We start from the raw sequence: 11,137 nt of genomic DNA, 5'->3' as shown, positions 1-11,137 counted from the left end.
TCGTCGGTCAACGCGGATGCGCCGATCATCTGCTGCACGGCCGAGATCCTCGCGAACCTCGCGCTGCGGCAGGGCGCCGACGCGAAGGTCGATCAGGTCGTGATGGACGAGTTCCACTACTACGGCGACCCCGACCGCGGCTGGGCCTGGCAGGTGCCGCTGCTGCTGCTCCCGCGCGCGCAGTTCGTGCTCATGTCGGCGACGCTGGGCGATGTGACCGGGATCTCGGCCGATCTCTCGCGGCGCACCGGCCGGCCGACGGCGGTGATCACCGGCGTGGAGCGGCCTGTGCCGCTGCACTTCTCGTACGCTCGCACGCCCGTGCACGAGACCGTCGAGGAGCTGCTGGATACCGGCCAGGCGCCGGTGTACATCGTGCACTTCTCGCAGGCCGCCGCGATGGAGCGGGCGCAGGCGCTGTCCTCGGTGCGGATCGTCTCGCGCGAGCAGCGGGATGCGATCGCCGAGGCGATCGGCGGCTTCCGCTTCACGACGGCGTTCGGCCGCACGCTCTCGCGCTACGTCCGCGCCGGCATCGGCGTGCATCACGCCGGCATGCTGCCCCGCTACCGGCGTCTGGTCGAGACCCTCGCCCAGCGCGGCCTGCTGCGCGTGATCTGCGGCACCGACACCCTCGGCGTCGGCATCAACGTCCCGATCCGCACGGTGCTGATCACCGCGCTCGCCAAATACGACGGGCAGCGGATGCGGCAGCTCAGCGCCCGTGAGTTCCACCAGGTCGCCGGCCGGGCGGGGCGCGCCGGTTACGACACCGCGGGAACCGTCGTCGTGATGGCGCCCGAGCACGAGATCGAGAACACCTCCGCGGTCGCCAAGGCGGGGGATGACCCCAAGAAGCAGAAGAAGATCGTGCGCAAGAAGGCGCCGCAGGGATTCGTCAACTGGGGCGAGGCGTCGTTCGAGCGCCTGGTCGCCGCCGAACCCGAGCCGCTCGAGCCGCATCTCCAGCTCACCGCGGCGATGATGATCAACGTGATCGCGCGGGGCGGCGACGTGTTCGAGAACGTCCGCTCCCTCGTGTTCGACAACCACGAGCCGCGCGCCCGGAAGTACGAACTGGCCCGTCGCGCGCTGGGCATCTTCCGGACCCTGGTCGCGGCCGAGGTCGTGGTGGCTGTGCCTCGGTACGCTCCTTCGTCGCTACTCGACAACCGAATTGGCGAAGTGGACATCCGTCTCACCGTCGAGCTGCAGCCGAACTTCGCACTCAACCAGCCGCTCTCGCCGTTCGCTCTCGCCGCGATCGGGCTACTCGATCCCGGCGATGCACCCGATGCCGCGGGCACCGGCCACTATGCGCTCGATGTCGTCAGCATCATCGAGGCGACCCTCGACGACCCGCGGCCCGTCCTGTCGCAGCAGCAGTTCATGGCCCGCGGCGAGGCCGTCGCGGCGATGAAGCGCGAGGGCATCGAGTACGACCAGCGCATGGAACTCCTCGAAGAGGTCACCTACCCTAAGCCCCTCGAAGAACTCCTCGCGCAGTCGTTCGAGGTGTTCGCGTCGAGCCAGCCGTGGGTGCGCGACTTCGAGCTGTCGCCCAAATCGGTCGTGCGCGACATGTTCGAGCGCGCGCTGTCGTTCGCCGAGCTGATCCAGGTGTACCAGCTCGCCCGCAGCGAAGGTCTCGTGCTGCGCTACCTGAGCGACGCATACCGCGCGATCCGCCAGACCGTGCCGACCGAGGCGCAGACGCCCGAGCTTCTCGACATCATCGAGTGGCTCGGCGAGCTCGTGCGCCAGGTCGACTCGAGCCTCGTGGACGAGTGGGAGAGCCTGATCAACCCGGTCGCCGATCCGACTGCGCCGGTCGTGCCGCCGGCACCTCCGTCGGTCCTCACGAATCGCCGGGCCTTCATGGTGCTCGTGCGCAACGAGCTGTTCCGGCGCGTGCGCCTGGCGGCGCTGCAGAAGGACGACGAGCTCGCCGAACTCGACCCGGACGTGGACTGGTCGGCCGCCCTGGACGCCTACTTCGACGAGCACGAAGAGATGCTGAGCGGCGGCCCGGCGCGCTCGCCGCGGCTCGTCACCGTCGATGAGACGGATGCTGCGGCATCCGGTGTCTGGAAAGTCGAGCAGACGATCGACGACCCCGAAGGCAATCACGACTGGCGCATCCGCGGCGAGGTCGACCTGGCCGCCTCCGAGGAGGAGGGCGCCGCGGTCGTGCGGATCACCGACGTGCTGCGCCTCTGAGCCCTGGGTCGACTTGCCGTATATGTCGGCGCATCCTCGGCGTGTCCCGTGCGTGTACGGCAAGCCGACACTGCGGCTCTGCAGCAATCCGGTCGGGGCGTCGGCGACGAAGACCGTGCAGGCGGCCACTCCGGCCGCCTTCGAACAAGGAGGTTCACATGCGCACACGTACTCGCGCGCTCGCCCTCGCCGGAGCGGCCGGCATCGTTGCCAGTCTCGCCCTGGCCGCACCCGCGTCCGCCGCGGAAGGAAGCAACTGCTGGGGCGTCGTGTCCGCCCAGGCGGCGAAATCCGACGGCGGTCTCGGGGAGCACTCCAGCTCGTTCGCGGGCGAGAAGCGACTCGGCCTCGGCAACGTCGCGCGACTGTTCGGCGTCGACGGCCCCGGCGGGCTCGGCTCGCTGCTGGCATCGCTCGACGGGAACGACGCGACCTACTGCTAAGTCGCGGCAGAGCACACCAGGGCGCCCGTTGGGGAGGGCGCCCTTCGTCTGCGTGCGCCTGGCGGTCCTGCAGAAGGACGCCGAGCTCGCAGAACTCGACCCTGCGCCTCTGACGACCTGGCGGCTCGCCTGTCGGTAACCGCCCGAATCGGCTCCGCCGAGGGCGGTTGGCGGCAGGGAAGGTCCCAGGGGCATGGCGGTGCGACTACGCCAGCGCGTCCCATTCGCCAGGTCGCGGCTGGCGCTTGCGAGACCCTGAGTACGACGGGTCCGACGGAAGACGCCCTCGCCGGTCGGGGTAGCTGAGCTGCAGGAGCGGCACCGAGAACTCCGGCGGTCGCTGGTAGAACCGATTGGCGTTGAAGGCGATGTCGCCGGGATTCGGCACCGCTTCCGCGACGAAGCGTCGGCTCCATCCGGAAGCAGTCATCTCGACATCCGGCATGATCCGTCCTCCGTCGAGCACCGTCCGCCCCACCGCGTTCAACGCGCGAGACGACTCTGAGATGTCGAGTCCGACGACGACGAGTTCGGGGTGCCCGATGCCGAAGAGCCCGACCGTGTACGCGAAGGGGCGAGTGCTCAGGGGAGCGCAGCAGCCGGGCGCGGAACAGCGGCCACCTCCGATCATCTGCACGGAGAACCCGAACCGGCGGATCTGGTCAGCTAGGCGTGCGTCTTCCTGATCGAAGAATGCGGCGAGGTCGGGTGCGATGTGGTCGGTCATGTCGTTCTCCCATGGGGGTCATGGGCACGCGGATCATCATGGCGGCCACAGTAGGACCGACCTCCGACGCCCGTCCGACCAGCGGGCACAGAATCGGGGATCGTCCGAAACACACGGGGATCGGATGCCGCGACGCGCCGTGTCGTCGAATCCCCCCGATTCTGTGCGCACCGGACGGAGCGTGTCGGCCACGCGGGCTACCCTGGAGCGGATGAGCATTCCGTCCGCCGACCCGTACGCCGATGCGGTGTGGGCCGACGACGAGCCTCCGCCCGACGACCTCTGGACACCGCCCGCTGACGACGCGTGGGCACCCCCGCCCGAGGACGGATGGATGCCGCCGACCACGGCGCCGGCATCCGCCCCGCCCGCTGTCCCCAAGGCGACGCCGTCCCGCTACGCCACCCCCGGCGAGGCCCTGCACACGGTCTTCGGCTACGACGCGTTCCGCGGCAATCAGGCCGCCGCGATCGACTATGTCGTCGCGGGCGGCGACGCCGTCGTGCTCATGCCGACCGGCGGCGGCAAGAGTCTGATCTACCAGATCCCCGCGCTCGTCCGGCCGGGGACGGGCCTCGTGGTGAGCCCGCTCATCGCGCTCATGCACGACCAGGTCGACGCGCTCGTGGCGAACGGCGTGCGCGCGGCCTACCTGAACTCCACACAGGCCGCGCCTCAGCGCGCGGCGGTCGAGCGGGCGTACCTCTCGGGCGAGCTCGACCTGATCTACGTCGCCCCCGAGCGGCTGTCCAGCCCGTCCACGCGCGCGCTGCTGCAGCGCGGCACGCTCAGCGTCATCGCGATCGACGAAGCGCACTGCGTCTCCCAGTGGGGACACGACTTCCGCCCCGACTACCTCATGCTCGGCGACCTCGGCGAGCAGTTCCCGGGCGTCCCGCGCGTCGCCCTGACCGCCACGGCGACCGATGCGACCCATCGCGAGATCACCCAGCGGCTGCAGCTGCCCGACGCGCAGCACTTCGTGGCGAGCTTCGACCGCCCGAACATCCAGTACCGCATCGACCCCAAGGTCGAGCCGCGCAAGCAGCTCCTCGCGTTCATCCGGTCGCAGCCGGCCGGATCGGCGGGCATCGTCTACGCACTGAGCCGCAAGAGCGTCGAGCAGACGGCGGAGTTCCTGCGCACGCAGGGCATCGACGCCCTCCCGTACCACGCCGGGCTCGACGCGTCGGTGCGCGCGGCGAACCAGGCCCGGTTCCTCCGTGAAGACGGCGTCGTGATGGTCGCGACGATCGCGTTCGGCATGGGCATCGACAAGCCCGACGTGCGCTTCGTCGCGCACATCGACCTGCCGAAGTCGGTCGAGGGGTACTACCAGGAGACCGGCCGCGCCGGCCGCGACGGCGAGCCGTCGGTCGCGTGGATGGCGTACGGGCTCGGCGACGTCGTGCAGCAGCGCCGCATGATCGACCAGTCGCCGGGCGAGCGGGCGTACAAGACCCGGCTCGGGCAGCACCTCGATGCGATGCTCGCCCTGTGTGAGACGGTCGGGTGCCGCCGCCAGAACCTCCTGGGCTACTTCGGCGAGGCATCCGGTCCGTGCGGCAACTGCGACACGTGCCTCGAGGCCCCCGAGACCTGGGACGGGCTCGTCCCGTCGCAGAAGCTCCTCTCGACGATCGTCCGCCTCCAGCGCGAGCGCGGCCAGGCGTTCGGCGCCGGGCACCTGGTCGATATTCTGCGCGGGGCCTCGACTGACCGCATCCGTCAGCAGGGCCACGACGCGCTGTCCACGTACGGCCTCGGGGCCGATCTCACCGACCAGGACTGGCGCAGCGTGATCCGCCAGCTCCTGGCCCGCGGCATCCTCATTCCGCAGGGCGAGTACGGCACGCTCGCGCTCGGCGAGCCGGCGGCAGCAGTTTTGCGCGGGGAGGCGCCCGTGCCGCTGCGGCGCGACGTGCTCGGCCGCGGTGGGTCCGGCGGCGGGTCTTCTCGGGCACCCAGGGCGGCGGCATCCGAATCATTGGATGCCGCCGATCGGCCCGTCTTCGAATCGCTCCGAGAGTGGCGTGCCGGGGTCGCGAAGGAGCAGGGGATGCCGGCCTACATCGTCTTCGGCGACGCGACGCTGCGAGCGCTCGCCGAGCAGCGTCCGGCGACGCTCGGCGACCTCGACGGCATCACCGGAATCGGTGCGAAGAAGCGCGAGGCATACGGTGCCGCCGTGCTCGAGGTGATCGCCGCGTCCGCGTGAATCGCTCGCGGTGCTGCCGACGAGATCAGGAGCCGCCCCTTCGGGAAGCACCCTCCCTGAAAACCTAGCGCTGCTCGGTTTAGTGTTGGCCACATGAGCAACGACGCCGCGACCCTCGAGGTCGATACCCGCTACCGCGACTCCGCCTTGCCCGTCGATGAGCGCGTGGAGATCCTCCTGTCACAGATGACCCTCGCCGAGAAGGCGGGGCCGTTCTTCCAGATGATCTCGATGGGCCCAGGCATCACGACCGGATGTGCCCTTCGACACCGTGTCGACACCGTCGACCCGCTCTTCCGCTTCGGCCACGGCCTCACGCTGTAGCCGCCCGGAACCGACCCGTCGAGGTGATCTCGACGTAGGCTGGCGTGTCGCCGTTGTCGTCGGCATAGGTGCAGGTCAGCTGTGTGCCGACCGAGAGCAAGTCAAGCCCGGACCTCGGCGACCAGATCGAGCAGTTCGCGCAGCGGCGCGCGCAGCACGCGAATCCGCAGCAGCGGCAGCGAGAGCCGCAGCAGGCGGAGGCCGCCATCGACCAGCCGCTGGGTGTGCCGCTGACCCGGTGAGCGGTCGTAGACCCAGAACAGCGCCAGCAGCAGGTGGGCGATCATGAGCGCGGACGGCAGTCCGTCCTCGAACTCGGCGGGGAGGGACTTCTTCTTCGCTCCAGTCACGGCGTCGCGGAACACTCCGACCACGATGTCGCGCGACGGTGTCGACTCCTCCGAGAGGGGGTTGACCGACGAGCGCGGCGACATCGCGGCCGACAGGAACTCGGGCGCGAAGCGGTGATAGGGCTCCAGCTCGGCGAGCCCGGTGCGGAACACCAGCGCGAGCCGGTCGACGAGGTCGTCGGCGGTCTCCAGCAGCGGAGTGACCGCACCGCGGTGAGCGAGCTGCACATCGAGGTACAGCTCCTGGACGAGGTCGTTCTTGCTCGCGAAGTGATAGTTCGTCGTGCCGACCGAGATTCCCGCCTCGTGCGCGATGAGGCGGATCGTGGTGGCGTCATAGCCCCGCTCGCGGAAGGATCGCAGTGCGACGTCGCGGATGGCCGCGCGGGTGCGCTCGCTCTTGGTCGGCGCTTCAGCGGCTTCGGTGGTCATTATGCAACTCCCTCATCGCGGGGGGACATGCTCGTACGTGAAGGTGCCCGTATAGCGGAAGATCTCGCCGATGAACGGCGACTGCATGCGGACGTCCACGCGCTGACCGGCACCATCCGCGCACTCGTCGACTGTCACGCGCGTGAACGCCGGCAACGGCAGCCGAAGCGAGCCGAGCCGCAGGCCGAGCCGGCGCGATTCCAGCCTCATCCCGCCGTCAACGACAGTGACACCCAGCGTCAGCTCCAGCCGGCCGCCCTTTCCGACGCGTTCGACCAGCCGCCCGTCGTGGACAACCAGAGTGTCGCGCATGACCCGCACGCGGTTCGGGAAGGCGAACGTGCGCGTCGCCGTCAGGCTTCCGTCCGGCTCGGGCGCGTTGATCACGGTGAAGGGGACGTCGCGACCGACTTCGGGAAACAGGATCCCGCTCCGCGTGGTCAGGGCGAAGACGAGTCGCAAGACGCGCATGCGGGAGCCGGCGAACTCGAATATTCCCCGGCCGACCCCGACGGTGCCTGAGGGCGCCGGACCGAAGTAGGCGCGCAGTCGCGGATCCAGGGTGTCCCATTCGCCCTGTGCCACCCGCTGGTAGACCGATTCCGCCGCGACGGTGTGCATGCCACCCAGAGTATCCTATTCTGAACACGTTCAGAAAAGAGGATCGTGATGACGAACCAGCGACGCACAGTGATCGCGGGCGCCCAGGGATTCATCGGCCGCGCGCTCGCCGACGCGCTCCGCGCAGACGGCTGGGACGTGCGGACGATCGGGCGGAGTGGCCCGGTCACCTGGGCACAGCCCGCGGCGATCGCGGCCTTGCTCGACGGCGCCGACGTCCTGGTGAACCTCGCCGGCAAGTCGGTCGACTGCCGCTACACCGACGTGAACCGCGACGAGGTGCTGCGCTCGCGGGTGGAGACGACCCGGATGCTGCGTCACGCCGTGATCGCGACCGCACACCCGCCGAAGGTGTGGCTGAACGCGTCGACCGCCACGATCTACCGCCACTCGATGGACCGTCCGAACACGGAGGCGACCGGCGTGATCGGCAGCGGGTTCTCGGTCGACGTGGCCTCGAGCTGGGAGCGCGAGTTCTTCGCGGGCGACCTGCCCGGCACGCGGAGGGTCGCGCTGCGGATGGCGATCGTCCTGGGCGACGGACCCGCGACGCGGATGCTCGTGCGCCTGGCTCGGGTCGGGCTGGGCGGCCCGCACATCGACGGGCGCTGGCCGCAGCACCGGCGCTACCGGGGAATCGGCGCGCACCCGAGTGGCGACGGCTGCGCGCCGCACCACGACACGAAGGGTCGGCAGCGCTTCAGCTGGATCCACATCGACGACGTCGTGGGCGGCATCCGGTTCCTTATAGACCGCGACGACCTCGCTGGGGTGGTGAACCTGGCGAGTCCGAACCCCTCTGACAACCGGACGCTCATGCGCACGCTGCGGCGCATCGTCGGTGCGCCCGTGGGCCTCCCCGCATACCGGTGGATGCTGGAACCAGCCATGTGGGCGCTGCGCACCGAACCCGAACTGATTCTCAAGAGCCGTTGGGCAGTCCCTGAGCGGCTGACCGCCGCGGGCTATCGCTTCGCGCACCCGGACCTCGAAGAGGCGCTGCGCGACTGCATCCGCCGCCTGTCGGCGACGCGCCGTAGGGTGGCCGGGTGACCGCTGATGTGAGGATCGGACCCGATGGCACCGCGCGGTGCGCGTGGGTGGGCGACGATCCCGAGTACCGCAGATACCACGACGAGGAGTGGGGCCGACCACTCCACGGCGACCGCCCGTTGTTCGAGAAGATGAGCCTCGAGGGCTTTCAGGCGGGACTGTCGTGGATCACGATCCTGCGCAAGCGCCCGCGCTTCCGCGAGGTGTTCGCGGGGTTCGACCCGGCGGTGATCGCCGCATTCGACCAGGGCGACATCGAACGAATGATGGCGGATGCCGGGATCATCCGCAACCGGCTGAAGATCGAGGCGACCATCTCGAATGCGCAGCTCATGCTCGGACTCGACGACGGGGAGTTCGACGCGTTCATGTGGTCGTTCGCCCCGCCGACCTGGCGGCGCCCGGCCACGTTCGCCGACGTCGCTGCCACGACGGCGGAATCGGACGCGATGAGCAAGGCGCTGCGCAAACGCGGGTTCCGGTTCGTGGGGTCGACCACGATGTACGCCCTGATGCAGTCGGCGGGAATGGTCGACGACCACGTCGAGGGATGCTGGCGGGCTGACGCGCCCCGGCATTGACGCGTGATGCATGATGCATGATGATCGATGCATGCGCACCACCGTGACTATCGACGACGACGTGCTCGCCGCGGCGAAGCAATTCGCGGACTCGCGAGGCCTCACCCTCGGCGAGGCCCTCTCGCAGCTCGCTCGGGCGACGCTGACCGAACGCCGTCGCTTCGACACGCGGAACGGCATCGTGCTGCTGCCGGCATCCTCCACGGCGACGCCGGCCTCGCTGGAGGACGTGAACGCCCTCCGGGACGACCCGTCGTGACACGACATCTGCTCGACGTGAACGTCGTGATCGCCCTGATCGACCCGCTGCACGTGCACCACGATCGCGCTCATCGCTGGTTCGCCGAGCGGGGCGCCGCGCCGTGGCACACGAGCCCGACCGTGCAGAACGGGGTGGTCCGGGTGGTGAGTCATCCCAAGTATCCGAACACCCAGCCCGCGCCGGTCGTGCTCGCGAGTCTCGCGAGTCTCGCCGCACGAGACGGTCACGCGTTCCTCCCCGATTCGGTGAGCCTCCTGGACGGCTCGGTGCACACCGAGCGGCTGCTCGCGAGCTCGCAGGTGACCGATACGTATCTCCTGCACCTCGCCGCGTCGAACGATGCGCTGCTGGCGACGTTCGACACGCGCATCGTCACGACCGCCGTGCCCTCCGGCGCTAAGGTCGTCGCGCTGATCCCCTGACTGCCGAGCAGTATTCAGGAGGCGCGGTGTCCGCGATTGTCGGCACAATGAAGGGCCGCCGATCGAGAGGACCCCATGGCCGAGTCACCCTCCGCCCACATCGCCGATTCCCACGAGATGATCCGCGTGGTCGGCGCTCGCGAGAACAACCTCAAGAACGTCAGCGTCGACATCCCGAAGCGTCGCCTGACGGTCTTCACCGGGGTGAGCGGGTCGGGAAAGTCGTCGTTGGTGTTCGCCACGATCGCGAACGAGTCGCAGCGGCTGATCAACGAGACCTACCCGACGTTCGTGCAGCAGTTCATGGGGCAGCTGAACCGCCCCGAGGTGGACGCGCTCGAGAACGTGAGCCCCGCGATCATCGTCGACCAGGAGCGGATGGGCGCGAACTCCCGCTCGACGGTCGGCACGGCCACCGATGCGCAGGCGATGCTGCGCATGTTGTTCAGCCGACTCGGGCAGCCGCACGTCGGCTCGCCGCAGGCGTTCTCGTTCAACATCCCGTCGGTCTCGGGGGCCGGGGCCGTCACGTTCGAGAAAGGCGGCAAGAAGGTCAAGGAGCGACGTTCCTTCGAGATCACCGGAGGGATGTGCCCGCGGTGCGAAGGTCTCGGCGAAGCCAGCGATGTCGACCTCGACGAGCTGTTCGACAGCACGAAGTCCCTCGCCGACGGCGCGCTGAAGATCCCCGGATACAGCGTCGACGGCTGGATGGTGCGCGGCTTCACCGAGTCCGGCTTCGTCGACCCGACCAAGCCGATCAAGGACTACACCGCGCAAGAGCGTGAGGACTTCCTCTACAAGGAGCCGACGAAGGTCAAGATCCAGAACATCAACATGACCTACGAGGGGCTCATCCCGAAGATCACGAAGAGCTTCCTGCAGAAGGACCGCGACAGCCTGCAGCCCCACATCCGCGCGTTCGTCGACCGGGCCGTGAAGTTCACCGCGTGCCCGGACTGCCACGGAACCCGGCTGAACGAAGGCGCCCGGTCCTCGAAGATCAGGGGGATCAGCATCGCGGATGCCGCGGCCATGCAGATCACCGATCTCGCCGACTGGCTCGCGACAGTCGACGACCCCGAGGTCGCCCCGCTCATGCAGGGCCTGCGCGCCACGATCGACTCGTTCGTCGACATCGGGCTGGGGTACCTCTCGCTCGACCGGTCGTCCGGCACGCTGTCGGGCGGCGAGGCGCAGCGCACCAAGATGATCCGCCACCTGGGGTCTGCCCTCACCGACATCAGCTATGTCTTCGACGAGCCCACCGCAGGTCTGCATCCCCATGACATCCAGCGCATGAACGCGCTGCTGAAGCTCCTGCGCGACAAGGGCAACACCGTGCTCGTCGTCGAGCACAAGCCCGAGGTGATCGAGATCGCGGATCACATCGTCGACCTCGGTCCCGGCGCCGGGCGCGCGGGTGGCGAGATCCAGTACACCGGCGACGTTGCCGGGCTCCGAAAGTCCGACACCATCACCGG

General features: G+C 69.1%; 11 protein-coding genes and 1 pseudogene. 9 read left to right on the top strand and 3 right to left on the bottom strand.

Features of this window, described 5'->3' with window-relative positions:
* Both QZV84_RS03215 and QZV84_RS03210 read left to right on the top strand, forming a co-directional pair.
* Positions 1-2,220 (top strand): DUF3516 domain-containing protein (locus QZV84_RS03215; RefSeq protein ID WP_292825208.1); only part of this gene is annotated, 2,220 nt, incomplete at its 5' end.
* Positions 2,221-2,378: 158 nt separating this feature from the next.
* Positions 2,379-2,663 carry a hypothetical protein gene (locus QZV84_RS03210; RefSeq protein WP_292825205.1) on the top strand — a complete coding sequence of 95 codons (285 nt, stop codon included), beginning with the start codon at positions 2,379-2,381 and terminating at the stop codon, positions 2,661-2,663.
* Between the two features lie 205 nt (positions 2,664-2,868).
* Here the strand turns inward: QZV84_RS03210 and QZV84_RS03205 are convergent, their stop codons facing one another.
* On the bottom strand, positions 2,869-3,390 hold the full coding sequence (locus tag QZV84_RS03205) for a DUF4262 domain-containing protein (protein ID WP_292825202.1): 522 nt from the start codon (positions 3,388-3,390) through the stop codon (positions 2,869-2,871).
* A 211-nt stretch (positions 3,391-3,601) separates the two neighbouring features.
* On the opposite strand from QZV84_RS03205, the gene recQ reads away from it, so the two are divergent.
* Together recQ and QZV84_RS03195 are read left to right on the top strand one after the other, a co-directional pair.
* Positions 3,602-5,608 carry a DNA helicase RecQ gene (gene recQ, locus QZV84_RS03200; RefSeq protein WP_292825200.1) on the top strand — a complete coding sequence of 669 codons (2,007 nt, stop codon included), beginning with the start codon at positions 3,602-3,604 and terminating at the stop codon, positions 5,606-5,608.
* A 93-nt stretch (positions 5,609-5,701) separates the two neighbouring features.
* Positions 5,702-5,932, top strand: a complete 231-nt coding sequence (locus QZV84_RS03195; RefSeq protein WP_292825197.1) for a hypothetical protein — start codon at positions 5,702-5,704, stop codon at positions 5,930-5,932.
* 101 nt (positions 5,933-6,033) lie between these two features.
* Here the strand turns inward: QZV84_RS03195 and QZV84_RS03190 are convergent, their stop codons facing one another.
* Positions 6,034-6,714: a TetR family transcriptional regulator gene (locus QZV84_RS03190; protein ID WP_292825194.1), complete on the bottom strand. Its 681-nt coding sequence runs from the start codon at positions 6,712-6,714 to the stop codon at positions 6,034-6,036.
* 12 nt (positions 6,715-6,726) lie between these two features.
* The gene (locus QZV84_RS03185; RefSeq protein ID WP_292825191.1) at positions 6,727-7,335 is read right to left on the bottom strand and encodes a DUF4166 domain-containing protein; all 609 of its coding nucleotides are present in this window, start codon (positions 7,333-7,335) and stop codon (positions 6,727-6,729) included.
* 48 nt (positions 7,336-7,383) lie between these two features.
* Here QZV84_RS03185 and QZV84_RS03180 point away from each other — a divergent pair, with 48 nt between their 5' ends.
* The 5 genes and pseudogenes from QZV84_RS03180 to QZV84_RS03160 all read left to right on the top strand — a co-directional run.
* Complete coding sequence (locus QZV84_RS03180; protein WP_292825188.1) at positions 7,384-8,388, top strand: DUF1731 domain-containing protein; 1,005 nt, start codon at positions 7,384-7,386, stop codon at positions 8,386-8,388.
* On the top strand, positions 8,385-8,969 hold the full coding sequence (locus QZV84_RS03175) for a DNA-3-methyladenine glycosylase I (protein ID WP_292825185.1): 585 nt from the start codon (positions 8,385-8,387) through the stop codon (positions 8,967-8,969). Before QZV84_RS03180 ends, QZV84_RS03175 begins: the two co-directional genes overlap by 4 nt.
* A 31-nt stretch (positions 8,970-9,000) precedes the next feature.
* Positions 9,001-9,228: a hypothetical protein gene (locus QZV84_RS03170; RefSeq protein ID WP_292825182.1), complete on the top strand. Its 228-nt coding sequence runs from the start codon at positions 9,001-9,003 to the stop codon at positions 9,226-9,228.
* Positions 9,225-9,653: a TA system VapC family ribonuclease toxin gene (locus QZV84_RS03165; RefSeq protein ID WP_292825180.1), complete on the top strand. Its 429-nt coding sequence runs from the start codon at positions 9,225-9,227 to the stop codon at positions 9,651-9,653. Before QZV84_RS03170 ends, QZV84_RS03165 begins: the two co-directional genes overlap by 4 nt.
* Before the next feature lie 75 nt (positions 9,654-9,728).
* Positions 9,729-11,137 (top strand): annotated as a pseudogene (locus tag QZV84_RS03160) (excinuclease ABC subunit UvrA); the annotation flags it as partial.

Origin of the sequence: Microbacterium sp., from assembly GCF_011620715.1 — a bacterium.
Lineage (GTDB): Bacteria > Actinomycetota > Actinomycetes > Actinomycetales > Microbacteriaceae > Microbacterium.
Note: the sequence above shows the minus strand (reverse complement) of the source record. Positions and strands in the feature narration are given on the sequence as shown.

Excerpts from the sequence above, each read along its gene's own strand:
- QZV84_RS03210 (WP_292825205.1), top strand. The coding sequence starts at position 2,379 with ATGCGCACACGTACTCGCGCGCTCGCCCTCGCCGGAGCGGCCGGCATC.
- QZV84_RS03205 (WP_292825202.1), bottom strand. The coding sequence starts at position 3,390 with ATGACCGACCACATCGCACCCGACCTCGCCGCATTCTTCGATCAGGAA.
- recQ (WP_292825200.1), top strand. The coding sequence starts at position 3,602 with ATGAGCATTCCGTCCGCCGACCCGTACGCCGATGCGGTGTGGGCCGAC.
- QZV84_RS03195 (WP_292825197.1), top strand. The coding sequence starts at position 5,702 with ATGAGCAACGACGCCGCGACCCTCGAGGTCGATACCCGCTACCGCGAC.
- QZV84_RS03190 (WP_292825194.1), bottom strand. The coding sequence starts at position 6,714 with ATGACCACCGAAGCCGCTGAAGCGCCGACCAAGAGCGAGCGCACCCGC.
- QZV84_RS03185 (WP_292825191.1), bottom strand. The coding sequence starts at position 7,335 with ATGCACACCGTCGCGGCGGAATCGGTCTACCAGCGGGTGGCACAGGGC.
- QZV84_RS03180 (WP_292825188.1), top strand. The coding sequence starts at position 7,384 with ATGACGAACCAGCGACGCACAGTGATCGCGGGCGCCCAGGGATTCATC.
- QZV84_RS03170 (WP_292825182.1), top strand. The coding sequence starts at position 9,001 with ATGCGCACCACCGTGACTATCGACGACGACGTGCTCGCCGCGGCGAAG.